The following is a 23,942-nucleotide window of genomic DNA, read 5'->3' on the forward strand; positions in this document are numbered from 1 at the left end:
CACTTCTTACCTCCTGAGTCCCCTTATGGAAATCCTGCTTCAACTTGTTTACAGCGGTATCGCGCTGGGCATGATCTATGCGGTCATTGCCTTTGGCTACCAGCTGACTTTTGCCACTTCCGACACTTTGAACTTCGGACAGGGCGAAGCCCTGATGCTGGGCGCATTGGTTGCCTTGACATTGGTCGACCGTCTGGGCATGAACTATTGGCTGGCGATCCCGCTGGTCGGCGTCTTTGGCTTGTTCCAGGGTGCCTTGGTCGAACGCATCGGTGTGCGCCCGGCCATCAAGATCAAAAGCGAATTTGGCTGGATCATGTCCACCATCGCGCTGGGCATCATCTTCAAGAACGTGGCCGAGAACATCTGGGGTCGCGATGACCTGAAATTCCCCTCGCCCCTGCCTGAATCTCCCCTGAAAATTTTGGGTGCCAACGTGCTGCCCATGGAACTGCTGGTCATTGGCGGCGCTTTGCTGATGATGTTGGCGGTGGAATTCTTCAACCGCAAAACGATTTACGGCAAAGCCGTGGTCGCCACCTTCAACGACCGCGATGCCGCCAAGCTGATGGGCATCAACACCGGTCTGGTGATCACTTTCTCGTATGCACTGTCATCGTTGACCGCCTCTTTTGCGGGCATGCTGATCGCCCCCCTGACCCTCACGGGCGCCACCATGGGCGCAGTGCTGGGCCTTAAGGCCTTTGCGGTCGCCATCATTGGCGGCCTGACCAGCGGCATGGGCATCATCGTGGGCGGCATCATTTTGGGCATTGCCGAAACCACCACAGGCTTTTACCTGTCCACCGGCTACAAAGATGTGCCCGGTCTGGTTCTTCTTTTGCTGGTGCTGGCGGTCAAGCCCGCTGGCTTGTTTGGTAAATCTGCGATCAAGAAGGTCTGATGATGAATCGCAAATACTTCATTGCTTCCGTGCTGGGCTTCATCGCCCTTTGCCTGGTGCCTGTGTTCACACAGAACCCTTATTACATTCACCTGGTCGAGACCATCATGATCTACGCGATCTTGTTGTTCGGTCTGGACATCGTGGTCGGCTACACCGGTCAGGTCTCGCTGGGTCATGCTGGTTTGTTCGGCATTGGCGCTTACACCGCAGGCGTGCTGTTCCTCAAGGTTGGTGCGCCATTTTGGGTCATCCTGCCCGCCAGCATCGCGGTCACCGCCGTGTTTGGCGCGATCTTGGCCTTGCCTGCGCTGCGGGTGTCCGGGCCTTATCTGGCCATGGTCACGCTGGCGTTCGGCACGATCATCCAGATCCTGATCAACGAAATGACCTTCCTGACCGAAGGCCCCATGGGCTTGAAGATCCCCAAGCCCACTGTGGCCGGCTACAAGTTCACCGAAGAGTCGTTTTATTGGGTGGTCTGCGTGATGTTGGCCTTGTCGCTGTTGTTGGTGCACCGCGTGCTGCGCTCTCAACTGGGCCGCGCCTTTGAAGCGCTGCGCGGCAGCCCTGTGGCGTCTGACTGCATGGGCGTCTCGGTCTACCGCTACAAGGTCTATGCCTTTGTGATCAGCGCCGGTTTTGCTGGTCTGGCCGGTTGCCTGTATGCCTATTCCGAACAATACATTTCGCCCAACACCTACAACAACGAACTGACCGTGATGTTCTTGTTGGCCATCATCATGGGCGGCCGCAAAACCCGTCTGGGTGCCATGCTGGGCGCCACCATCATCGTGTTGCTGCCCAAGCTGCTCGATGACCTGGAAGCCTTCCGCATGGTCGCCAGTGGTTTGGCGGTGTTGATGCTGTTGGGTGCCGTGATCGGCATCGCCCGCAGTCGCACCACTTGGCAAACCATGTTCGTGCCGGTAGTGGGCACCGCTGCGCTGGCCGCCTTCTCGTTCTGGTTGGACAACATCACCGACTGGCGCTTGTCCATCTTTGGTTTGATGATCCTGTTTGTCGTGTACTACCTGCAAGACGGCATCGTCGGCTTTGCCCGCAGCCTGTTGGGCAAGACCGCCAACTCGGACAACGTGATCGATCTGGAAGCTGGCAAAAACCAGCAAGGTGCTTTGGTCAATGCCACCGAAAACAGCAATGGCGATTTGCTGGTCGCCAAGCAAGTGCTGATGCAGTTCGGTGGCCTCAAAGCCATCAACCAAGTCGACCTGAACATCAAGCGCGGCACGATCCACGGTTTGATCGGCCCCAATGGATCGGGCAAGAGCACCATGATGAACGTGCTGACTGGCATCTACGTGCCGACAGCCGGTGACATCGCGTTTGCTGGCCGCTCGGTGGTGGGACGAACCTCGTCTGACATCGCCTTGTCCGGCATCGCCCGCACCTTCCAAAACGTGCAGTTGTTTGGCGAGATGACTGCCTTGCAAAACGTGCAGGTCGGCTTGCACCACACCTTCAAGAGCAACTTCCTCGATGTGGCGCTGCACACGCCGCGCTACAACAAAGAAGAAAAGTCCGCCACCGAGCGCGGCATGAGCCTCTTGCACTTTGTAGGCTTGGCCGAGCTGGCGAACGAAGAAGCACGCAACCTGCCTTATGGCAAGCAGCGCCTCTTGGAAATTGCCCGCGCTTTGGCGCTCGATCCGCAACTGCTGTTGCTTGACGAGCCTGCGGCTGGATTGACCGCCCCCGACATCAAAGAGCTGGTGCAGATCATCCGCAAGATCCGCGACCACGGCATCACCGTGATCCTGATCGAGCACCACATGGACGTGGTCATGAGCATTTGCGACACGGTCTCGGTGCTCGACTTCGGCCAGAAGATTGCCGAAGGTGTGCCCGCAGAAGTTCAAGCCAACGAGAAGGTCATCGAAGCCTATCTCGGCGGCACAGCCACCTGATGGCCGATTGGAGTATCAAGACATGTTGAGTATCAAAAATCTGGAAGCAGGCTACGGCAAGGTGCACGTCCTGCATGGCATCAGCATCGAGGTGCCCAAAGGCAAAGTGGTGACCCTGATCGGCTCCAACGGCGCTGGCAAGACCACCACCATGCGCGCCATCTCCGGCATGATCCAGCCCACTGCAGGCGAGATCACGCTGAACGGCAAGCGCATCGACGGAATGGAGTCGTACCACATCGCCAAGCTGGGCTTGGCCCACTCACCCGAAGGCCGCCGCGTGTTCGCCACCATGACGGTGACCGACAACCTGACGCTGGGCGCGTTTCCGCGCCTGACCGGCAGCCGCCCCAAAGGCGATGTGGCCGGTGACCTGGACCGTGCGATGGACCTGTTTCCGCGCCTCAAAGAGCGCCGCAACCAACTGGCCGGCACCTTGTCGGGCGGTGAGCAGCAAATGCTGGCCATGGCCCGCGCCGTGATGCTGAACCCCGAAGTGGTCTTGCTGGACGAGCCCTCAATGGGCCTGGCCCCGATTCTGGTGGAAGAGGTTTTCAAGATCATCAGCCGCCTGAAAGAACAAGGCGTGACCATGCTGCTGGTCGAGCAGTTCGCTGCCGCTGCGCTGAATGTGGCCGACTACGGCTACGTGCTGGAAAACGGGCGCATCTCGGTGCACGGTGATGCCGAGCGACTGAAGACCGACCCGGCCGTCAAAGCGGCTTATCTGGGCGGTGGGCACTGAGCGTTCACTCAGACCGTTCAAGCAAAAAAGGGGCAGTCCGCAAGGACTGCCCCTTTTGTTTGGGTGACGCTGGATGCAGTGTCGGGACTGAAGCCACCGACCTACCGATCAATAAGCCGCCTTGTAGGCCAGCGCTTTAGCTCGGACATGGTCTGCTCAGTGGTGATGACCGTGCGCACCATGCGCGTGGCGGTGGGTGATTTCTTCGGCCGAAGCAGCGCGCACTTCCTGCACCGTCAAACTCAGGGTCAAGTGCTGACCCGCCCAGGGGTGGTTGGCGTCCAAAATGACTTTGTCGCCCTTGATCTTGACCACATTAAAGACCTGCTCATGGCCCTCGGCCGAGCGGCCACGCAACTGGCCGCCCACCTTGACGCCCGGTGGGAATTCACTTTTGGGGATGGTCTGCACCAGTGCCTCATCGCGTTCACCAAAGGCGTCTGCCGGGGCCAGCTTCAAAGTGGTGGTGAAGCCCACTTCCTGCCCTTCCAACGCTTCTTCAATTTTGGGGAAAGTGTTGTCATAACCGCCGTGCAGGTAAGCGGTGGGCTCTTGTGTCTTGTCGAGCAACTGGCCTTGGGCGTTCACCACTTTGTGGTGCATGGTGACGACGGTGTCTTTGGTGATTCTCATGGGGGTTCTTTCTGAAGGAAATAAGATGGGTAGGGGCTTGAATGGCCTCAAACCACGGTGAGTTTGGCCACGCTCAGCGCCAGCCACTTCACGCCGTGGCGCGGGAAATTCACTTGTGCGCGGGCATCGACCCCGGCACCTTCGACCGCCAGCACCTTGCCCTCACCAAATTTGGTGTGGAAGACGTTTTTGCCAGCGCTGATGCCGTGCTCGGGTTCGGCCTTTTGCACCGGCACGGGCGGGCTTTTGTAGGTTTCGGTGCTCAGGCTGCTCTGGCCCCAGGCCGGTCGGGCATGGCGGCTTTGCGCCGGGGTCTGGCCCCATCCGCCACCAGAACCACCTGATGCACTGCCATGAGCGCTGCCACCACCGCCCGTGCCCAGGTTAGAAAATCCGGCTTGCTTAGGCGTGATCCATTTCAGGCATTCTTCTGGCAACTCTTCCAGAAAACGGCTTTTCAGGTTGTATCGGGTCTGGCCGTGCAGCATGCGGGTTTGCGAATGGCTCAGATACAGGCGCTTGCGGGCGCGTGTGATGGCCACATACATCAGGCGGCGCTCTTCCTCCAAGCCATCAAAGTCGTTCATGGCGTTTTCGTGCGGGAACAGACCTTCTTCGAGGCCCGTGATGAACACCGCATCAAACTCCAGGCCCTTGCTGGCGTGCACCGTCATCAACTGCACAGCGTCTTCTCCGGCTTGCGCCTGGTTGTCGCCCGCCTCCAACGAAGCGTGGGTGAGAAACGCAGCCAGCGGACTCATGATCACGCCATCCTCCGAAAACTCATCGATCGTGTCTGTACTTGGCTCTGAGTTTTCGCCAAGGCCCTGACTGGCAGGGCTTTGCGTCAGGCCCGCTCCGCCCTGGGGCAAGGCCACCGCACTGCGGCCAAAGCCCTCTTGCGTGACAAAGCTCTCGGCCGCGTTGACCAATTCCTCCAAGTTTTCAACGCGATCAGCCCCTTCTTTTTCGGCGCGGTAGTGGTTGACCAAGCCGGTCTTGTCCAGCACCAAGTCAATGATCTCGCGAAGGGTCAGGCCCTCGGTTTGCTCCCGAAGCACATCGACCATGGCCACAAAGGCGGCCAAATTGGCCCCTGCCTTGCCGGTGGTGGCGCTCACCGCATCGTGCAGCGAACAACCTGCGGCGCGCGCGGCGTCTTGCAACTGCTCGATGCTGCGCGCGCCGATGCCGCGTGGCGGAAAGTTGACCACCCGCAAAAAGCTGGTGTCGTCGTTGGGGTTCTCCATCAGGCGCAAATAAGCCAGCGCGTGCTTGATCTCGGCGCGTTCAAAAAAGCGCAAACCGCCATACACCCGGTACGCAAATCCGGCGTTGAACAGCGCAGTCTCGAGCACCCGACTTTGGGCGTTGCTGCGGTACAGCAGCGCAATCTCTTTGCGCGCAAAACCGTCTTGTTTGACCAATTGACGCAACTCGTCCACCAGCCACTGCGCCTCGGCAAAGTCAGACGGCGACTCCACCACGCGCACCGGCTCGCCCGCGCCTTGGTCTGTGCGCAGGGTTTTGCCCAAACGGGTTTTGTTGTGGCTGATCAGGTGATTGGCCGAGTCGAGGATGTTGCTGAAACTGCGGTAGTTTTGCTCCAGCTTGATCTGGTGCTGCACCTGAAACTCGCGCACAAAATCGGCCATATTGCCCACGCGGGCACCCCGGAAGGCATAGATGCTCTGGTCGTCGTCGCCCACGGCCAGAATCGCACAATTGCCACCCTCACCCGGCAGGCCCGCCAACTGCTTGAGCCAGGCGTATTGGAGCTTGTTGGTGTCCTGAAACTCGTCCACCAAAATGTGGCGAAAGCGGCGGCGGTAATGCTCGCGCACATGCACGTTGTCGCGCAGCAACTCATACGAGCGCAGCATCAACTCGCCAAAGTCCACCACGCCTTCGCGCAGGCACTGCTCTTCGTAAAGCTGGTACAGCTCCACCTTGCGGCGGGTCTCGTCGTCGCGGACAGGCACATCGCCCGGGCGCTGGCCGTCTTCTTTGCAACCCGAAATGAAATACTGCACCTGCTTGGGCGGAAAGCGGTCTTCGTCCACATTGAACTGCTTGCACAGCCGCTTGACGGCCGAGAGCTGGTCTTGCGTGTCCAAAATCTGAAAAGTCTGCGGCAAACCCGCCAACTGAAAATGCGCCCGCAAAAACCGATTGCACAGCCCGTGGAAGGTGCCGATCCACATGGCGTTCACATTGACCGGCAGCATGGACTGCAGGCGCAGCTTCATCTCCTTGGCGGCCTTGTTGGTGAAGGTCACCGCCAAAATACCGCCGGGCGAGACCTGTGAGGTTTGCAGCAACCAAGCGATGCGCGTGGTCAGCACCCGGGTTTTGCCGGAACCTGCGCCCGCCAGGATCAAAGCGTGTTCGGCAGGTAAAGCCACTGCACGGTGTTGCTCATCGTTGAGCTGGGCGAGCAAAGGGGAAGAAGTGTTCGGGTCGGTGTCTGACAGCATAGGGGGAGATTGTAGGAACTAACTTGTCGGAACCACTGCCCTAGAACGGCTTAAAAAGCAGTCAGACAATCCGGGTAGAATCAGCCACCGGGCCCAAGATTCTTGCGCCCGGTTTTTTTTTGGAAAACCGGCCAAGCCAAGCGCTCATTCGTTCCTTTTAACGATTCCTTTTTGGAGCTTGGTTTTCTCATGGAAATTTTTGATTACGACAACATCTTGTTGCTGCCACGCAAGTGCCGCGTGGAGAGCCGTTCCGAGTGCGACGCGGGCGTCGAACTGGGTGGCCGCAAGTTCCGCCTGCCGGTGGTGCCTGCCAACATGAAGACGGTGGTGGAGGAGTCCATTTGCCTGTGGATGGCGCAAAACGATTACTTTTACGTGATGCACCGTTTTGACCTGGACAACGTCCAGTTTGTGCGCGACATGCACGCCAAAGGCGTCTACGCCTCGATTTCTCTGGGTGTCAAAGCCCCTGACCGCGCCACGGTGGACCAGCTGGCCGCCGAAGGCTTGGTACCCGAGTACATCACCATCGACATCGCCCACGGCCATGCCGACAGCGTGCGCGACATGATCGGCTACATCAAAGCCAAATTGCCCGCGAGCTTCGTCATCGCTGGCAACGTGGCCACGCCCGAAGCCGTGATCGATCTGGAAAACTGGGGCGCTGACGCGACCAAAGTGGGCGTGGGCCCCGGCAAGGTCTGCATCACCAAACTCAAAACCGGTTTTGGCACGGGCGGCTGGCAGTTGTCGGCGCTCAAGTGGTGCGCCCGCGTGGCGACCAAGCCCATCATTGCCGACGGCGGCATCCGCAGCCACGGCGACATTGCCAAGAGCATCCGCTTTGGCGCGAGCATGGTCATGATCGGTTCGCTGTTTGCCGGCCACGAAGAGTCGCCTGGCAAGACCGTCGAGGTTGATGGCGAGATGTTCAAGGAGTACTACGGCTCAGCGTCTGACTTCAACAAGGGCGAGTACAAGCACGTTGAAGGCAAGCGCATCCTCGAACCCATCAAGGGCAAGCTGGCCAACACGCTGATTGAGATGGAGCAAGACGTGCAAAGCTCGATCAGCTACGCCGGTGGCACCAAGCTGATGGACATCCGAAAGGTCAATTACGTGACCTTGGGTGGTGACAACGCTGGCGAACATCTTTTGATGTAAGCCCGCACAGGCTGGCTTGACCGCCCCAGGGGAGCCAACAGGCTCCCCTTTTTTTGGGCGGGCCTCAATCGACCAAGCGACTGGTCACAAATTGGCGGAAAACCGCCATCACGGGCAGTTCGGTCCTACCCGCCAGGGTGATGATGGCCAAGCGTGCCCCGCCACGAAACGGGGGGGCCATGGCCAACTCCACCAGCGAGCCGTCGGCCAAGCCTTGGCGGGCCGCCCCCACAATGCCCAAAAAAATCGCATCGGTCTGGCGCACCACTTCGATGAGACTGGAGATCTCCTCGCACTGCAAAGTGGTCATCTGAGCCGGGTTGGCGCGGGGGCCATAGTGGTCCACCATGGTGCGGGCCACCTCTTGCGACAGCGGTGTCGAGGCGATGGGGTAAGCCAGCAGGGCTTCAAATGGCACTGGCTCTGGTTGGCGGGCCAAGATTGGGTGTCCTTGTCGGCACACAAAACCCGCCCGCATCTCGACGATGTCCACCATGTTCAGGTCGGGCGCGGCGTCCACTCGGCGCACATCGACCACCAAGGCGTCCAATTGCCGCTCTCGCAGTTGCACCAGTTGCAGCTCGGTCGATCCTCGCGACACGGCCACCTGAACCGTCGGATGGTGTTCGGCCATGTGCTGGAGCCAGGGCGTCATCAGCATGGCCCCTGGCCCCGAACCCAGCCCCACCCGCAAACTGCCCAGCCCACCCTGTTGCAGCAAAGCTGCCCCCTGCCGCAGTTCTTGCGCCTCGTGCACGATGCGACGGGCCCGCTCCAGCACCGACAGGCCCAGCGGCGTGAGTTCGTTTTTTTTGCCAATGCGGTCCACCAGTGGCCCGCCCAGTTCTTCTTCCAGCACCTGAATGCTGCGGCTGAGCGCCGACTGGGTGATGTGCAGCTTTTCAGCGGCACGGCTGAACGAGCCGGTTTCGGCCAGTGCGAGCCAATGCGCCAGATGTTTGAGGTTCATTCATTCATTTTACGAATGAAAATCATAAAAATAAGTCATTGGACACATGAATTTTGACTTCTTACGATCTGCACATGGTTTTCGGACCATTCAAAATCCAACAGTAAACAGGAGACAACATGAACCTCAAAACCCTTCTCAGCAGCTTGCTCGTCGCGGCCAGCGCTTTCGGCCCTGCTTGGGCACAAACTTACCCGGCCAAAACCATCAGCCTGATCGTGCCCTACCCCGCAGGCGGTCCTTCTGACTTTTTTGCCCGCAAACTGCAACCTGATGCGGCAGCCAAGTTGGGCCAGACCATGATCATCGAAAACATCGGTGGCGCTGGTGGCGCGATCGGCATGGCCAAACTGGTCAATGCACCGGCCGACGGCTACACCCTGACCTTGGGCAGCCCAATGGAGCTGGTGCTGGCCCCGATGGCCATCCAGGGTGTCAAGTACAAGTCTGAAGACTTCAAGTTGGTCGCGCAGTTCGCCACCACCAACACCATCTTGGCAGTGCGCAACTCGCTCAATATCAAGACAGTGGACGAACTGCTGGCCCTGGCCCGCAAAAACACTGACAAGCCGCTGAGCTATGGCAGCGTGGGTCCTGGCTCGCTGTACCACTTGATTGGCGAGCGCTTTTCGCAGCTGACCAAAGTGCCCATGTTGCACGTCCCCTACAAAGGCATCGCCCCTCTGTTGACCGACCTGATGGGTGGCCAGATCGACATGGCTTTCCTGCCCATGGCCGGCTCCATCCCCCAAACCCTCATCGACGGCAAGATTCAGGGCCTGGCCGTGACCGCTAAAACGCCACACCCCTTGTTCAAACAGTTCCCCGCCATGGCCGCCATGAAAGGCTTGGAAGCCATGGACTTTGACATCTGGGCGGGTGTGCAAGTGCACAAAAACACGCCCGACGCCGTGGTCAACACCTTGAACAAAGCTTTCTATGCGGCCGCTGAAGCCCCCGAAAACCGCAAGGCCCTAGAAGGCAGCGGCAACGTGGTCTTGCCATCGCGCACCCCGGCCGAGCTGGCTCGTGTGTACCAAGGTGAAATCGAGCGCTACCGCGCCATTGCCAAGTCGATCAACCTGCAACCCCAATGAGCCGCGGGGACTGACCATGAACGCGCCCCATGACGCTTTTCTGCACGACAAACTGCAGGCCCTTAATGCCGAAGCGGATGAATTCATTGCGGTGCGCCGCGATATTCACAAGCACCCGGAGATGGGCTACAAGGAATACCGCACCAGCGATCTGGTGGCCGAGCAACTGAGCGCTTGGGGTTACCAGGTCACGCGCGGCCTGGGCGGCACAGGCTTGGTGGGCCAGATCAAAAAAGGCACGGGCGGCAAAAGCATCGGCATCCGCGCCGACATGGACGCCTTGCCCATCGACGAGGCCACCGGCCTGCCTTATGCCAGCTGCAACGTGGGCATCATGCACGCCTGCGGGCATGACGGCCACACCGCCATGCTGCTGGCAGCGGCCAAACACATCGCCCAGCAAGGCGTTTTCTCGGGCACGGTGAACCTGATTTTTCAGCCCGCAGAAGAAGGCTTGGGCGGCGCGAAAAAAATGATGGAAGACGGTCTGTTCAAGCAGTTCCCGTGCAACGCCATCTTTGCCATGCACAACATGCCCAGCCACCCACAAGGCCACTTGGTCTTGCGCGATGGCTCGGCCATGGCGTCTTCGGACAACGTGACCATTACCTTGCACGGCAAGGGCGGACACGGTGCCATGCCGCATGTGGCGGCCGACCCGGTGGTGGCCGGATCGGCCATCGTGTTGGGCCTGCAAAGCATCGTGGCCCGCAACATTGACCCGCAGCAAATGGCCATCATCACCGTGGGTGCGTTCAACGCCGGCGTGGCCAATAACGTGATCCCGCAAACCGCCACACTCAAGCTGAGCGTGCGATCGCTCGACCGCGATGTACGCGCCCTGCTCGAAAAGCGCATCACCGAGTTGGTGCACGCGCAAGCCCAAAGCTATGGCATAACTGCCGAGATCGACTACCAACGCGGTTACCCGGTGCTGGTCAACCACCTGCACGAAACCGACTTTGCCCGCACCGTGGCCGAAGAGCTGGTGGGCACAGACAAAGTGGTGCGACAAGGCCGCGCACTGACGGGCAGTGAGGACTTTGCCTTCATGCTCGAAGAGGTGCCGGGCAGCTATTTGCTCATCGGCAATGGCGATGGCTCCGGTGATGGCCATGGCGCTTGCATGGTGCACAACCCCGGCTATGACTTCAACGACCAGAACGTGGCCATTGGCTCGGCTTTTTGGTCGCTGTTGGTCGAGCGGTTTTTGCCCGCTTGAACCTGCGGCACTGTTATGCAAAAGGGCAAGCCAAATGGCTTGCCCTTTTTTTATGGTGTGGGCTTGGGATCAGGGCGATTTCTGCCCGATCAAGTTTTTGGCCAGCACGTTCAGGCGACTGCCCGGGCGGGTGAGGTCTGTGACCACACTGAAGTGGTTCAAGCCAGGCAGGTCTTCACAAACGGGCACGGTCTTGGGGCCCCAGGCTTGGTGAATCAAGCGGTTGTGACGCAAAAACTCTGCGCTCTCGTCGCCCCCGACCACGGTGTACAAAACCCCTTGGCGAGGCCGCTGCCATTTGGCCGGGCTGGCCATGCGCACATGGGCCGGGGTGAGGCGCAAATCGCCCTGCACAAAAGGCGTTTGGCGCACAGGAGCCAGATCGAACAGGCCCGAGATCGACAAGGCCTTGCGCACCAAGCCGGCAGGCAAATCGCGCCCCAGCTTCTTCCAGTCACAAGCCAGCAACATGGCGGCCAAGTGGCCACCCGCAGAATGACCGATCACGGTGATGTTGTGGCGATCGCCCCCGTGCGCGGCAATGTGCCGCCAAACCCAGGCACTGGCTTGGGCCATTTGCAAGGCGATGTCGGGCACGGTCACAGGCTGCGCCTCGGTGCCGGGGCACAGGGCGTAATTGACCACCACCACGCAAGCGCCCATGTCGCGCAGCGCAGGGGCCACAAAAGAATGGTCCGCTTTGTCCAGACTGCGCCAATAGCCACCATGGATGAAGATCACCACAGGCGCATCGGCGTGGGTGGCGGGAAAGATGTCCAGCGTTTCGTTGGATCCGTCGCCGTAGCGCACATCCAGCTGCGCTGGCAAAGTCTGGCGTGCCTGCTCAGAGGCGTTTTTCCAATGCGCAAAATGGTCGGCAAAGTCAGGCACCAGCGCCCGGTTGTTGTACATGCGGTCGTGCCAGGCGGCGTCTTTTTTAGGCATGGGTGTCTCCTTTTTTAGATTTTCATTTCCACTCGAAGCTGCACATTGCGCCAGTTACGGTCGGTGGTTCGGGCTGTCTCGCTCTGGGTGCCGTTGTTGAAGGTGGTTGCCGTCAAATAATCGCGCGGCAGCAGGTTGCTGACCGTCAAGCGCAAGGCCGTCGCAGCAGAATAACGCCACAGACCATACACATCAACCACGCGCTTGACACCCTGATATGAAAACTGTTCTTGGCTGCGACGGGTGTCGTAGTCGGGGTTCCAGTTGACATTGCCGCCCAGCGTCAAGGGCATGCCGCGCAAACGGTAATCGGCACCAAGGTTGGCGGTCATGCTGGGCTGTTGGTCCAGCCGGTTATCGGGGCCAGGAACGGCCTTGACCTTGGAATGGAAAAAGCTGACGTTGCTGCGAATGTCCACGGGCCAAGCCTCTGCCCAGGCTTGGTTCAAGCGGAATTTGGCTTCCAGCTCGATGCCTTGGGTGACCGCATCGCCCACGTTTTGAGGCGTAGACACCCAGCGTGCTTGATTCGACCAATTCACGGTCTGCAAGCTGGTCTGGTATCGGATCAGGTCCTTGATATTCCGACGGAACACATTGGCACTGAGCACCCCGCCGCCCTCCAAGTAACGCTCGAAACCGAGGTCAATGCCGGTGGCCAGCTCGGGGCGTAAATCGGGGTTGCCCACACGGTCGGGCTGGGTGGGCACGTTGTTGCCAGAGATGGGGTAATCGCGCGAGTAACGCAGCGGTGCCACCAAGTTGTAAAGCGTGGGGGTCTTGTAGCTGCGCGTCAGGCTCATGCGGATTTGGTCGCGCTTGGCCGGATCGGGTTTCCACAAGGCGTGCAACAGCGGTGTCCACACCTGGCTTTGGTTGCGCTTGAGGGCTTCGCTCACTTGCCCCTCGGTCAAGATGCTTTCGTAGCGAACGCCCGCATAGGCCGACCAGTTCGGGTTGATCTTGAACTCGTCTTGGGTGTAAGCCGCCCAACGCGCCGTGCTGGCCTTCAGGTTGCCGCTGTCGTCGCCCGCACCCGCGCTGGCCTCTTCCACCCGGCGCACGCCTTCGTGCTCCAAGCCACTGACCAGCTGGTGTCCATTCTCGAGCACACGGGTCCACTTGCCATTCAGGCTGGTGCTGCGGTCTGTGAAGCGCTGTTCATCAAGGGAATTGGCCAACAGCGCCGTGGTGCTCACGGCAGTCTGGGTGATCTGCTGGTCGTATTTGGACTGCCCTAAACCGAAACGTACTTCCAGACGGTCATCGGCCGACAAGCGCTGGCTCCACTGACCGTTCAAACGGGCGGCGGCGTAGCGGCTTTGGTTGTCGGTCAAGGCGGTGTCGGTGATGGCAGGCGACGTCAACCGCCGGGCATCGATACGGCCTTGGGCTGCGTATTCGGAATAAATCAAAAAAGGCGTCAAGGTCAGGCTTTTGCCCTGCTCGCCTTTCCATTGCAAACGGGCATTGGCGTGCACGCCTTGGCGATGGCCCTCAGATTCAGACATGCGCACCTGATCGACAGGGATAAGAGGAAGCGTCGAGTGGCTCTCGGTCACGCTGTCATCGGCACGTCGGCTGTCCATCGCAGACAGCGTGAACGTCCCGCCCAAGGGCTCGGTTTTGAGGTTGTGCACCCAATTGAGCTGGTTGGAGCCCTGTCCATGCTCTTGGCTGCGGGTGATCTTCAAATCGTCCGGGTTGGCCCTTTGCCCTTCACGCAGCACGATGTTGATCGTGCCTGCAATGGCCCGCGACCCGGTTTCGGCGGTCGGTGCACGCAAAATCTCGATGCGCTCGACCTGCTCTGGCGTCAAAGAATCCACCGAAAAACCCGGCGGCATGCGCTCACCGTCCAGCAAAATTTGTGTGTAGCCGCTGCCCAAGCCCCGCATGCGGATGGCCCCGCCCCGCCCCGGTGCGCCTTGCACCGTCACACCCGGCAAACGTTTGAGAACATCCCCCAAAGTCGCATCGCCTTGTTTCTCAATTTCTTCACGACCAATGACGATTTTGGAGGCCGTAGACTCCCGCCGCACTTCGGTGTCGTTGTTGCGATTGCCGCGAATTTCAACCTGACCGAGATCGGTCACTTCGGGCGTGGTCGATGGGGTTTGCGCCAGGGCAACAGGCACGGCCAGACAAACTGCCGCCGATGCCACAAAGACGCGTGACAGAGGCGTCGCAGGCCCTGTCAGAGGCATGAAAAACGAGGGAAATGAAGGGGTGAAGCTGGTGTCGCGCATGGGCCGATTTTGACAGCCTCAAATGACACCCGTTTGAAGCCCCATGAAAGACCGGGACTGAAACCCGATCAATCAGACAAGCGCTCGCCCGATGGGCATGCCTTGGTCCAGGCTTTTACTCGCCCGACTTGAACAAGGCGGCCACCTTGCGCTTGGGTTTGATGTTGGCCGAAATGGACGAGCGCACGGTTTTGGGGCCGCTGGGCTCCCAGCTCGGCGCAGTTTCTGAAACCGCCGCCTCGTAGGGCTTTTGGAAAAACGGATCGCGGTTGATCGGCGCTGGACGGAAACCCCCACGGCGCTCGTTCGGCGCGTCCAAAGCATCGCGCGGGTCGTGCTCCCGGCGGCGGCCTTCGGGGGCACGCGAACGGGGACGGTCTTCGGCGCGTTCGCCCCACTTTTCAGGCGCAGGACCTGCTGGACGGGTGTCCAACTGCAGGGTTTCCACTTCCAGCTTTTTCTTGATCAGCTTTTCAATGTCGCCCACCAAGCGGGTATCGGACGGACTAACCAGCGTCACTGCCAAGCCTGACGCACCAGCGCGGCCCGTGCGACCAATGCGGTGCACGTAATCTTCGGCGTTGAAAGGCACATCGAAGTTGAACACCGCAGGCACATCCTTGATGTCCAAGCCCCGTGCGGCCACGTCGGTGCACACCAGCAAATCGACTTCGCCTTTTTTGAAGGCTTCCAGAGCTTTCAATCGCTCGTCCTGGCTCTTGTCACCGTGCAAAGCCGCAGTGCGCAGACCTTCACGTTCCAGCGAGCGGGCGAGGCGGCCGCAACCGAGCTTGCTGTTGACAAAAATGAACGCCTGCTTGATGCCCCGGTCGGTCAGCACTTTGCGAATGACGCGGCGCTTGTCATCGTCTTGCGCGGCGTAAAACCGCTGCTCGACGGTGGATGCAGTCTCGTTGGGGCGGGCCACTTCGATGGTGACCGGATTTTGCAGGTAGCTGCCAGCCAGGCGCTTGATTTCGGGCGAGAACGTGGCCGAGAACAGCAAGGTGGTGCGCTGCTTGGGCAAGAAACTCAAAATGCGTTGCAAATCGGGCAAGAAGCCAATGTCCAGCATGCGGTCGGCTTCGTCGAGCACCACATATTCAACTTGGTTCAACACCGCGTTTTTGGCTTCAATGTGGTCCAGCAGACGGCCCGGCGTGGCCACCAGCACCTCAACGCCTTTTTTCAGCTCCAGGGTTTGGGGCTTCATGTCCATGCCGCCAAACACCACAGCGCTGCGCAGCTGGGTGTACTTGGCGTACATCTTGATCTGCTGAGCCACTTGGTCGGCCAGCTCGCGCGTAGGCAGCAAAACCAAAGCACGCACCGGGTGGCGGGCGGGCGATGTGGAGGGGTTTTCGTGTTTGAGCAAGCGCTGCAGCAAAGGCAGCGAAAATGCCGCCGTTTTGCCTGTGCCGGTCTGGGCCGCGCCCATCACGTCCTGGCCCGTCAACACCACTGGAATGGCTTGGGCCTGGATAGGGGTCATGGATTCGTAGCCCATTTCGGCTACGGCTCGTGCCAGCGTGGGCGCCAGCGATAAATTTGAAAAAGAGTCGGTCATTAACCTGCTATTGTCGCATTTTGGCTGGCGCGCCCAAAATCACGTTTTAGGCAAGGTCACGCCCACCTGGCCCTGGTACTTGCCGCCACGGTCTTTGTAGCTGGTTTCACAGACTTCATCGCTCTCGAGAAACAACACTTGGGCGCAGCCCTCGCCTGCATAAATTTTGGCAGGCAGCGGGGTGGTGTTGCTGAACTCCAAGGTCACATAGCCTTCCCACTCGGGCTCAAACGGCGTGACGTTGACGATGATGCCGCAACGGGCATAAGTGCTTTTGCCCAAGCAAATGGTCAGCACATTGCGCGGGATACGGAAGTATTCGACCGTGCGGGCCAAGGCAAAACTGTTGGGCGGGATGATGCAAACATCGCCTTCGATGTCCACAAAGCTGCGTTCATCGAAGTTTTTAGGGTCCACCACTGTGCTGTAAATGTTGGTGAACACTTTGAACTCGGGCGCGCAGCGAATGTCATAGCCGTAGCTGCTGGTGCCATAGCTCACGATTTTCTGACCTGCGGCGTTCTGGCGGATTTGACCGGGCTCGAACGGCTCGATCATGCCGTGCTGCTCGGCCATGCGGCGGATCCATTTGTCGCTCTTGATGCTCATGGTGCGTCCTTTGATGATGGGCTTGATTTTAGTGGCGAACCGGGGGGCCAACCGGGCCATGGTTTGCGCCCACCTACGCCCATGCTCAAGCCCCCATGGGCTTTATCGCGAAACCTTGCCCACCACGCCTTGCACGAGGTAGTTCATGCCCAAAATCTGGGCATCGCTCAGGCTTTGACCGGCAGGCAAAACCACGTTGCCTTCGTTGTCCATGATCGGACCGGCAAAGGGGAACAATTTGCCCGCACCCACGGCCTTTTGTTTGGCGACAATTTCGTCTTGGACTTTTTTCGGCACCTTAGGACCAAAGTCACCGACGCGAATCATGCCGTCCTTGACACCACCCCACACACTGCCCGAAGCCCAAGTGCCTGACATGGCGGCTTTGACCCTGGCCGCGTAGTAATCACCCCACTGGTGCGTCACAGCAATGATCTGCGCATCGGGGCCGATCTTGCGCATGTCGGAGTGGTAGGCCACCGCCATCTTGCCGCGCTCTTGCGCTGCGGCCATCACAGCGGTGGAGCCGGTGTGGAACGCGATCACATCCACCTCTTGGTTGAACAAGGCCATGGCGGCTTCACGCTCTTTGGGTGGATCAAACCAGACATTGAGCCACACCACTTTGACGGTGGCTTTGGGGTTGACCGAACGCATGCCCAAAGTGAACGCGTTGATGCCTTGCAAGACCTCAGGGATCGGGAAACCGGCCACATAACCGGCCACGTTGGTTTGCGTCATGCGCCCAGCCGCGATGCCCGCCAAATAGCGGCCTTCGTAATAGCGGGCGTTGGAGGCCGCCACGTTAGACGCCGTCTTGAAGCCGGTGACCGACTCGAACTTCACATTCGGAAACTCTTTGGCCACCTTGAGCGTGGGTTCCATATAGCCAAAGCTGGGCGTGAAAATGATCTGATTGCCCTGCTGCGCCAGGTCGCGGATCACGCGCTCGGCATCAGCGCCTTCGGGCACATCGGCCACAAAGGTGGTCTTGACCTGATCGCCCAAAGCCTTCTCAACAGCCTTTCGACCCTCGTCGTGTTGCTTGGTCCAGCCCGCCTCGGTGATGGGCGAGACATAGACAAAACCGGCCTTGATGGGCTCGGTGGATTTGGCGGGAGATTTTGCCGAAGTTTGGGCAGGCGTTTGAGCCTGAACGGCGGATAAGAAAAAGCAGGCGGCCACGAGCGTGGCAGCGAGGTTTTTGTACATGGTAGTCCTCTACATGGCCCCGGGGATTGAACAAAACGAAGCCCGCCGGGGCAGCGGGCTTCGAGTTAAGATTTTAGCAATAGCGCCGGCGCATTCAGTCCTGCTCCGAAAACCCTTGAAAGCAGAGTTTGAGTTCATGCATCCAGCGGTGCTTGTCGGCCTCTGGGGCGAAGCTTGCCTCAATGCTATTGGCGGCGAGTTTGTAGGCTTGTTGGGCATTCAGCTGCAAGGCGGCAAAAGTTTGCAGGTAGTTCTCGTTCAAGTAGCCGCCAAAGTAAGCAGGGTCATCCGAGTTGATCGTCACGCACAGGCCCGCCTCCAGCATCTGGCCCAGGTTGTGGTCGGCCAGCTGCTTGAACACGCACAACTTGAGGTTGGACAGCGGGCAAACGGTGAGTGGGGTCTGCTCATCGGCCAGACGTTTCATCAAGGCCGCATCGTGGATGGCTTGCACGCCGTGGTCGATGCGCTCCACTTTCAGAACATCAAGTGCGCTCCAGATGTAGGCGGGTGGCCCTTCCTCACCGGCATGGGCGACGACATGCAGGCCCAGCTCGTGCGCACGCGCAAACACGCGGGCAAACTTCTCGGGCGGGTGGCCCACTTCACTCGAATCGAGACCCACGCCAATAAAGTGCTCACGCCAAGGCAGGGCTTCTTGCAGCGTGGCCAGGGCGTCGTCTTCGGACAAGTGGCGTAAAAAACACAAGATCAAATCGGCGCTGATGTTCAGCTGCGTTTGCGCATCGCGGCAAGCGCGGCTCAGACCGCCAATCACCTTGTCCATGCCCACGCCACGCGCCGTGTGGGTTTGGGGGTCAAAGAACAGTTCGGCACGCACCACATGGTCGGCCTTGGCTTTTTCAAAGTAGGCCCAAGCCATGTCGTAAAAGTCTTGCTCGTGCAGCAGCACACTGGCACCGGCGTAATACAGGTCCAGAAAACTTTGCAAGTTGCTGAAGGCATAAGCGCTGCGCAACGCCTCGACATCGGCGTAGGGCAAGGTCACGCCGTTGCGCTGGGCCAGGGCAAAGATCAGCTCGGGTTCGAGGGAGCCTTCGATGTGGATGTGCAGCTCGGCTTTGGGCATGACCCGCAGCAATTCAGGCAGGCGATGGGGGGCGATGGCGTGGACTTTGAACATGTCAATTTCCCTGTGTGGGTGGTGCACCATGTTAAGCCGGAAATTGGCCCAAAAATGAAGAAGCCGCCTGACTTGCATCAGGCGGCTCAAGTGTCACAGAGGAAAAACGGGAGATGGATTCCCGATCAAGTCGGGAATGACAAGCCCCGTAGATTCCCGATCAAGTCGGGAATGACAAGCCCCGTAGATTCCCGATCAAGTCGGGAATGACAAAGCCCATAGATTCCCGATCGAGTCGGGTATGACAAATCAGCGAAATTCCCGAACAAGTCGGGAATGACGCGTCACTTGCCGGGGATCTTGCCTTCCACGCCCTTGACGTAGAACATCACACCGCCCAAGAACTTGTCGTCAGCGACAGCGTCTTTGGCCAGCACGACTTTGCCAGCTTGGTCGACGATGGGGCCTTTCCAGATGGCAAAGCTGCCGTCCTTCAAGCCCGCCTTGATCTCGTCGATCTTTTTCTTGGTGTCTTCTGGCACGTCAGCGGCCACGCTGACCATGTCGATCGCGCCTTCTTTCACGCCCCACCAGCTTTGGCCGGTGCTCCACTTGCCTTCCAGCGCCTCACCCACGGCCTTGACGTAGTAAGGACCCCAGTTGATCACAGCCGAACCCAGGTGGGCCTTGGGGCCGTAGGCGGTCATGTCGGAATCCCAACCAAAGGCACGCTTGCCCAATTTTTCGGCGGTTTGCAGCACTGCCGACGAGTCGGTGTTTTGCATCAGCACGTCGGCACCGCCATTGATCAGCGATGTAGCGGCTTCTGTTTCTTTCGGTGGGTTGAACCACTCGTTCACCCACACCACTTTGGTCTTGACCTTGGGGTTGACCGACTGGGCACCCAAGGTGAAGCTGTTGATGTTGCGCACCACTTCAGGGATGGCAATCGAGGCGACCACGCCCAAGGTGTTGGTCTTGGTCATCTTGCCAGCGATCACGCCAGCCATGTACGCGCCTTCGTAGGTGCGGCTGTCGTAAGTGCGCATGTTCTCGGCAGTTTTGTAGCCGGTGGCGTGCTCGAACTTGACGTCTTTGGTGTCAGCAGCCACTTTGAGCATGGGCTCCATGTAACCAAAGGTGGTGCCAAAAATCAGCTTGTTGCCTTGGGCCGCCATGTCGCGGATGACGCGCTCGGCATCAGCACTTTCTGGCACTTTTTCGACAAAGCTGGTGACCACTTTGTCGCCGAAAGCTTTTTCGACTTCTTTGCGGCCGTTGTCGTGCGCAAAGGTCCAGCCGCCGTCGCCCACAGGGCCGACATAAGCAAACGCAATCTTAAGGGGCTCTGGCTTGGCGGGCGCTGCAGCGGGGGCTTCGGCCTTGGGCGCTTCTTCTTTTTTGCCACAGCCGACCAGTGCGGCGGCGGCCACAGCGGTCAGGGCCACCATCTTGACGATGGCGCGCTTGGAGATGTCTGTCATGTCAGTTCCTTTTGTTGTTGAACAGGGTTACAGGGGTTGAAAAAAGCAATTATGAACCGGGATAAAAAGGCTTACCCAGCGAGGCAGGCATGTTCACGCGAATCCAAGCAGGGTTGCGCGAGATCAAGGCCAGCACGACGATGGTGGCAATGTAGGGCAGCGCCGTGAGCAACTGGCTGGGCACCTCAACGCCCATGCCCTGCAAATGGAACTGCAGCATCGTCACGCCACCAAACAAATAAGCACCGAGCAAAACCCGTGCCGGACGCCATGTGGCGAAGGTGGTCAGCGCCAGTGCGATCCAACCCTTGCCCGCTACCATGCCCTCGACCCACAGCGGGGTGTAGCTCACCGAGATATAGGCCCCGGCCAGCCCACACAATGCACCCCCTGCCACCACCGCGGCCAAACGAATGCGGCGCACCGGGTAGCCCAAGGCATGGGCCGAAGCGGGCGATTCGCCCACCGCCCGCAGCACCAAACCGGTGCGGCTTCGGTACAAGAACCAAACCAGTGCCAACACCAGCAGCATCGCCACATAAACCAAGGGATGCTGCTTGAACAAGGCAGGTCCGACCAGCGGGATGTCGGCCAAACCGGGAATGGCGTAGTTCGCACGCTCGGGCAATTTTTCTTGCACATAGCCAATGCCCACAAAGGCCGAAAACCCCACACCAAACAAACTCAGGGCCAGCCCCGTAGCGTATTGGTTGGTGCCCAGCCAAATGACCAGCACGCCAAAAATGGCCGCGAGCACCGCGCCCGCGCCCATGCCCGCCGCAAAGCCCAGCCAGTCGTTGCCCGTGTGCACCACGCAAGCAAAGCCCGCAATGGCGGCGCACAGCATCAGGCCTTCGGCGCCCAGATTCACCACTCCGGCTTTTTCATTGATCAGCAAGCCCAAGGCGGCCAAGGCCAATACCGTGCCCGCGTTCAGGGTGGCGGCGATCAGCAATGCATAAGACTCCATCAGACACTTCCCTTCTTCGTTGCCGCCCAGCGCAAACGGTAGGCCACCAAGGTGTCACACGCCAATAGGCAAAACAACAGCAAACCCTGAAACACACCCGTGATCGACTTGGGCAAACCCAGCCGCGACTGTGCCAACTCGCCGCCGATATAAAACATGCTCATCAACACCGCCGACAGCACCATGCCCGCTGGGTGCAAGCGCCCGACAAAGGCCACGATGATGGCGGCAAAACCATAACCCGCAGGCACATACGGCGTGAGCTGTCCGATGGGGCCCGCCACCTCCAGTGCGCCCGCCAAGCCCGCCGCACCGCCCGAAGTCAAGAGCGCGACCCACAGCGCCTTGCGCGAAGAAAAGCCCGCGTAACGCGCCGCATCGGGTGCCAAGCCGCCCACTTGCTGGGCAAAGCCTGCCCGTGTGCGGAACAAAAACACCCACAGCAGCCCCGCCCCCACCAGCGCCAATAACAAGCCCACGCTCACGCGTGAGCCGCTCATCAAGCGCGGGATCTGCGTCACGGCCTCAAAGGTTTTGGACTGCGGAAAGTTGAAACCCGCAGGGTCTTTCCAGGGGCCGTAAACCAGATAACTCAGCACCATGTCGGCCACATAGACCAGCATCAGGCTGACCAAAATTTCGCTGGCATTAAAGCGGTCACGCAGCAGCGCCGTGATGCCCGCCCACAGCATGCCGCCCAGCATGCCCGCCAACAGCACCGCCAACACAATCCAGCGACCCGTGTCTTTGTCGGCCAGCAAGGCCACGCCCCCGGCGCACACCGCACCGATGACAAACTGCCCCTCGGCCCCGATGTTCCACACGTTCGACCTGAAGCACACCGACAAGCCCAGCGCGATTACCAAAAGCGGGGTGGCCTTGACCATCAACTCGCCCATCGCATAGCCGGTTTTGACCGGTTCCCAAAAAAACATCTGCAAACCGCGCACGGGGTCTTTGCCCAGCGCCATGAACAAGGCCACGCCCAGCAACACGGTGAGCACCAGCGCCAGCAAGGGCGAGGCATAAGTCCACAGGCGCGAAGCCTGGGGACGGGGTTCAAGCCGCAGCATGTTGCGCTCCTTGTGGTTGAGACGCGGCAGAGGCGGCCTCGGGCCACAACCCACTCATCCACTCACCAATGCGCTCCACCGTGGCCTCGGTGCGCGCTACAGAGGGCGACAAACGCCCCTTGGCGATCACATGCATTCGGTCTGACAACTCAAACAATTCGTCCAACTCCTCACTCACCACCAACACCGCGCAACCCGCGTCGCGCAACGCCAAAATCTCGGCGCGGATTTGCGCCGCTGCGCCCACGTCCACACCCCAGGTGGGCTGCGACACGATCAACAACTGAGGGGCTGCGCTGATCTCGCGCCCGACAATGAATTTTTGCAAATTGCCGCCCGACAGTGACTGCGCCGGGGCATCTGGCCCGGCCGCCTTGACCTTGAAACGCTCGATGATGCTGCGGGCCTGGTCAGCCAGCGCCCCCATGCGCACCCAGCCGCCTGCACCCAGGGCTTCGCTGCGCGTCAGCAAGAGGTTTTGCGACAAGCTCAGCGATGGCACCGCCCCGCGGCCCAAGCGCTCTTCGGGCACAAAGTGCAGACCCAACTGCCTGCGCGGCACAGGCCCCAAGCCCGCCACCGCCTGGCCCGACAAACACACGCTGTCCGCGGCGCACTGCACGCCCGCACGGGTGTCTTCCCCCGACAAGGCCCACATCAATTCTTTTTGACCATTGCCCGAGACCCCAGCCAGGCCCACCACTTCGCCGGCCCGCACTTGCAAGCTGATGCCCTCCAAGTCCACGCCAAACGGGTCTTGGCGCTTCAGGCTCAGGCCTTTGACCGACAAAACCACTTGGCCCGGTTCACGCGCCACATGCTGCAAAGCCGGTGGCTCGGCACCGATCATCAAGCGGCTCAAGCTGGCGTTGGTTTCTTCGCGCGGGTCGCACACCCCAGTGAGCTTGCCGCCGCGCAGCACAGTGCAAGCGCTGCACAGCGCCCGGATCTCGTGCAGCTTGTGCGAGATGTACAAAATGCTGACGCCCTGGCTGACCAGCTTGTGCAAGACCACGAACAATTTCTCGACCGCCTGCGGCGTCAACACCGAAGTGGGCTCGTCCAAGATCAACAACTTGGGCTCGGTCAACAAGGCGCGGATGATCTCGACCCGCTGCATCTCGCCCACGCTCAAGGTGTGCACCGGGCGGTCGGGCTGCAAGTCCAGGCCATATTCGCTGGCCTTGGCCACGATGCGCTCGGTCACTTCGGCCAAGCTCAGTGATTTGTCCAAGCCCAGCCAGACGTTTTCGGCCACAGTCAGTGTGTCAAACAGGCTGAAGTGCTGGAACACCATGCTGATGCCCAGCTTGCGGGCTTCTTGCGGGTTTCGAATGTTGACCGGCTGGCCGTTGAACACCACCTGACCTTCGTCGGGTTTGACCGAGCCATAAATGATCTTCATCAAAGTGGACTTGCCCGCGCCGTTTTCGCCCAGCACGGCATGGGCTTGGCCGGGCATCACCGTGAGCGACACGTCCTGATTGGCCACCACGCCCGGATAGCGTTTGGTGATGCCTTGCAAAGACAAAAGGGGTGTGGTCATGTCGGGTGCGAATGAGGATCTAAACAGGTCACATGCAAAGCGCGCGCCTAAAGCGTTGGC

Annotated in this window: 19 protein-coding genes; 6 read left to right on the forward strand and 13 right to left on the reverse strand. The window is 59.8% G+C overall.

Annotation, left to right across the window (positions count from 1 at the left end; translation table 11 throughout):
- Positions 1–25: 25 nt before the first annotated feature.
- Genes BN3544_RS05145 through BN3544_RS05155 form a run of 3 tightly spaced genes read left to right on the forward strand, consistent with a single transcriptional unit; the run spans position 26 to position 3,577 of the window.
- Entirely contained in the window at positions 26–904 is an 879-nt protein-coding gene (locus tag BN3544_RS05145; protein ID WP_019429604.1) for a branched-chain amino acid ABC transporter permease, read from the forward strand.
- Positions 905–906: 2 nt separating this feature from the next.
- The gene (locus BN3544_RS05150; RefSeq protein ID WP_026036586.1) at positions 907–2,832 is read left to right on the forward strand and encodes a branched-chain amino acid ABC transporter ATP-binding protein/permease; all 1,926 of its coding nucleotides are present in this window, start codon (positions 907–909) and stop codon (positions 2,830–2,832) included.
- 22 nt (positions 2,833–2,854) lie between these two features.
- Positions 2,855–3,577 carry an ABC transporter ATP-binding protein gene (locus BN3544_RS05155; RefSeq protein WP_019429602.1) on the forward strand — a complete coding sequence of 241 codons (723 nt, stop codon included), beginning with the start codon at positions 2,855–2,857 and terminating at the stop codon, positions 3,575–3,577.
- A gap of 156 nt (positions 3,578–3,733) precedes the next feature.
- Here the strand turns inward: BN3544_RS05155 and BN3544_RS05160 are convergent, their stop codons facing one another.
- Positions 3,734–4,210: an FKBP-type peptidyl-prolyl cis-trans isomerase gene (locus BN3544_RS05160; protein ID WP_019429601.1), complete on the reverse strand. Its 477-nt coding sequence runs from the start codon at positions 4,208–4,210 to the stop codon at positions 3,734–3,736.
- Positions 4,211–4,257: 47 nt separating this feature from the next.
- On the reverse strand, positions 4,258–6,687 hold the full coding sequence (locus BN3544_RS05165; RefSeq protein ID WP_019429600.1) for a UvrD-helicase domain-containing protein: 2,430 nt from the start codon (positions 6,685–6,687) through the stop codon (positions 4,258–4,260).
- Between the two features lie 189 nt (positions 6,688–6,876).
- On the opposite strand from BN3544_RS05165, the gene BN3544_RS05170 reads away from it, so the two are divergent.
- A complete protein-coding gene (locus tag BN3544_RS05170) occupies positions 6,877–7,854 on the forward strand; it encodes a GMP reductase (protein WP_026036585.1) in 978 nt (325 codons plus the stop codon).
- A 64-nt stretch (positions 7,855–7,918) separates the two neighbouring features.
- Here the strand turns inward: BN3544_RS05170 and BN3544_RS05175 are convergent, their stop codons facing one another.
- Positions 7,919–8,824 (reverse strand): LysR family transcriptional regulator, encoded by a 906-nt coding sequence (locus tag BN3544_RS05175; protein WP_019429598.1) that lies wholly within the window; start codon positions 8,822–8,824, stop codon positions 7,919–7,921.
- Positions 8,825–8,943: 119 nt separating this feature from the next.
- Between BN3544_RS05175 and BN3544_RS05180 the strand changes: the two genes are divergently transcribed.
- A complete protein-coding gene (locus BN3544_RS05180; RefSeq protein ID WP_019429597.1) occupies positions 8,944–9,921 on the forward strand; it encodes a Bug family tripartite tricarboxylate transporter substrate binding protein in 978 nt (325 codons plus the stop codon).
- A 16-nt stretch (positions 9,922–9,937) separates the two neighbouring features.
- Positions 9,938–11,143, forward strand: a complete 1,206-nt coding sequence (locus BN3544_RS05185) for a M20 aminoacylase family protein (protein ID WP_019429596.1) — start codon at positions 9,938–9,940, stop codon at positions 11,141–11,143.
- Between the two features lie 69 nt (positions 11,144–11,212).
- On the opposite strand, the gene BN3544_RS05190 is transcribed toward BN3544_RS05185, so the two are convergent.
- The 10 genes from BN3544_RS05190 to BN3544_RS05235 form a co-directional block, all read right to left on the reverse strand.
- Positions 11,213–12,088 carry an alpha/beta hydrolase gene (locus BN3544_RS05190; RefSeq protein ID WP_019429595.1) on the reverse strand — a complete coding sequence of 292 codons (876 nt, stop codon included), beginning with the start codon at positions 12,086–12,088 and terminating at the stop codon, positions 11,213–11,215.
- Between the two features lie 14 nt (positions 12,089–12,102).
- On the reverse strand, positions 12,103–14,337 hold the full coding sequence (locus BN3544_RS05195; protein ID WP_019429594.1) for a TonB-dependent receptor plug domain-containing protein: 2,235 nt from the start codon (positions 14,335–14,337) through the stop codon (positions 12,103–12,105).
- A gap of 115 nt (positions 14,338–14,452) precedes the next feature.
- Complete coding sequence (locus tag BN3544_RS05200) at positions 14,453–15,904, reverse strand: DEAD/DEAH box helicase (RefSeq protein WP_019429593.1); 1,452 nt, start codon at positions 15,902–15,904, stop codon at positions 14,453–14,455.
- Positions 15,905–15,943: 39 nt separating this feature from the next.
- Positions 15,944–16,513: a dCTP deaminase gene (dcd, locus tag BN3544_RS05205; protein ID WP_019425458.1), complete on the reverse strand. Its 570-nt coding sequence runs from the start codon at positions 16,511–16,513 to the stop codon at positions 15,944–15,946.
- Between the two features lie 102 nt (positions 16,514–16,615).
- On the reverse strand, positions 16,616–17,725 hold the full coding sequence (locus BN3544_RS05210) for a BMP family ABC transporter substrate-binding protein (protein WP_019429591.1): 1,110 nt from the start codon (positions 17,723–17,725) through the stop codon (positions 16,616–16,618).
- Between the two features lie 94 nt (positions 17,726–17,819).
- Positions 17,820–18,869, reverse strand: coding sequence for an adenosine deaminase (locus BN3544_RS05215; RefSeq protein WP_026036583.1), 1,050 nt, complete (start codon positions 18,867–18,869; stop codon positions 17,820–17,822).
- A gap of 284 nt (positions 18,870–19,153) precedes the next feature.
- Positions 19,154–20,293 (reverse strand): BMP family ABC transporter substrate-binding protein, encoded by a 1,140-nt coding sequence (locus BN3544_RS05220; RefSeq protein WP_019429589.1) that lies wholly within the window; start codon positions 20,291–20,293, stop codon positions 19,154–19,156.
- A 49-nt stretch (positions 20,294–20,342) separates the two neighbouring features.
- Positions 20,343–21,263 (reverse strand): ABC transporter permease, encoded by a 921-nt coding sequence (locus BN3544_RS05225; protein WP_019429588.1) that lies wholly within the window; start codon positions 21,261–21,263, stop codon positions 20,343–20,345.
- Positions 21,263–22,336: an ABC transporter permease gene (locus BN3544_RS05230; RefSeq protein WP_019429587.1), complete on the reverse strand. Its 1,074-nt coding sequence runs from the start codon at positions 22,334–22,336 to the stop codon at positions 21,263–21,265. The genes BN3544_RS05225 and BN3544_RS05230 overlap by 1 nt, the downstream gene beginning before the upstream one ends.
- Positions 22,323–23,882, reverse strand: coding sequence for an ABC transporter ATP-binding protein (locus tag BN3544_RS05235; protein WP_019429586.1), 1,560 nt, complete (start codon positions 23,880–23,882; stop codon positions 22,323–22,325). The genes BN3544_RS05230 and BN3544_RS05235 overlap by 14 nt, the downstream gene beginning before the upstream one ends.
- Between the last annotated feature and the right edge of the window lie 60 nt (positions 23,883–23,942).

The sequence above is a fragment of the Limnohabitans sp. Rim47 genome (assembly GCF_001517545.1).
GTDB lineage: Bacteria > Pseudomonadota > Gammaproteobacteria > Burkholderiales > Burkholderiaceae_C > Limnohabitans_A.

What these genes read in the sequence shown, in the direction of transcription:
- BN3544_RS05175 (WP_019429598.1), bottom strand. Translation starts at nt 8,824, where the DNA reads ATGAACCTCAAACATCTGGCGCATTGGCTCGCACTGGCCGAAACCGGC.
- BN3544_RS05180 (WP_019429597.1), top strand. Translation starts at nt 8,944, where the DNA reads ATGAACCTCAAAACCCTTCTCAGCAGCTTGCTCGTCGCGGCCAGCGCT.
- BN3544_RS05210 (WP_019429591.1), bottom strand. Translation starts at nt 17,725, where the DNA reads ATGTACAAAAACCTCGCTGCCACGCTCGTGGCCGCCTGCTTTTTCTTA.
- BN3544_RS05160 (WP_019429601.1), bottom strand. Translation starts at nt 4,210, where the DNA reads ATGAGAATCACCAAAGACACCGTCGTCACCATGCACCACAAAGTGGTG.
- BN3544_RS05230 (WP_019429587.1), bottom strand. Translation starts at nt 22,336, where the DNA reads ATGCTGCGGCTTGAACCCCGTCCCCAGGCTTCGCGCCTGTGGACTTAT.
- BN3544_RS05155 (WP_019429602.1), top strand. Translation starts at nt 2,855, where the DNA reads ATGTTGAGTATCAAAAATCTGGAAGCAGGCTACGGCAAGGTGCACGTC.
- BN3544_RS05190 (WP_019429595.1), bottom strand. Translation starts at nt 12,088, where the DNA reads ATGCCTAAAAAAGACGCCGCCTGGCACGACCGCATGTACAACAACCGG.
- BN3544_RS05165 (WP_019429600.1), bottom strand. Translation starts at nt 6,687, where the DNA reads ATGCTGTCAGACACCGACCCGAACACTTCTTCCCCTTTGCTCGCCCAG.
- BN3544_RS05170 (WP_026036585.1), top strand. Translation starts at nt 6,877, where the DNA reads ATGGAAATTTTTGATTACGACAACATCTTGTTGCTGCCACGCAAGTGC.
- BN3544_RS05220 (WP_019429589.1), bottom strand. Translation starts at nt 20,293, where the DNA reads ATGACAGACATCTCCAAGCGCGCCATCGTCAAGATGGTGGCCCTGACC.
- BN3544_RS05185 (WP_019429596.1), top strand. Translation starts at nt 9,938, where the DNA reads ATGAACGCGCCCCATGACGCTTTTCTGCACGACAAACTGCAGGCCCTT.
- BN3544_RS05195 (WP_019429594.1), bottom strand. Translation starts at nt 14,337, where the DNA reads ATGCGCGACACCAGCTTCACCCCTTCATTTCCCTCGTTTTTCATGCCT.
- BN3544_RS05150 (WP_026036586.1), top strand. Translation starts at nt 907, where the DNA reads ATGAATCGCAAATACTTCATTGCTTCCGTGCTGGGCTTCATCGCCCTT.
- BN3544_RS05235 (WP_019429586.1), bottom strand. Translation starts at nt 23,882, where the DNA reads ATGACCACACCCCTTTTGTCTTTGCAAGGCATCACCAAACGCTATCCG.
- BN3544_RS05215 (WP_026036583.1), bottom strand. Translation starts at nt 18,869, where the DNA reads ATGTTCAAAGTCCACGCCATCGCCCCCCATCGCCTGCCTGAATTGCTG.
- BN3544_RS05145 (WP_019429604.1), top strand. Translation starts at nt 26, where the DNA reads ATGGAAATCCTGCTTCAACTTGTTTACAGCGGTATCGCGCTGGGCATG.
- dcd (WP_019425458.1), bottom strand. Translation starts at nt 16,513, where the DNA reads ATGAGCATCAAGAGCGACAAATGGATCCGCCGCATGGCCGAGCAGCAC.
- BN3544_RS05225 (WP_019429588.1), bottom strand. Translation starts at nt 21,263, where the DNA reads ATGGAGTCTTATGCATTGCTGATCGCCGCCACCCTGAACGCGGGCACG.
- BN3544_RS05200 (WP_019429593.1), bottom strand. Translation starts at nt 15,904, where the DNA reads ATGACCGACTCTTTTTCAAATTTATCGCTGGCGCCCACGCTGGCACGA.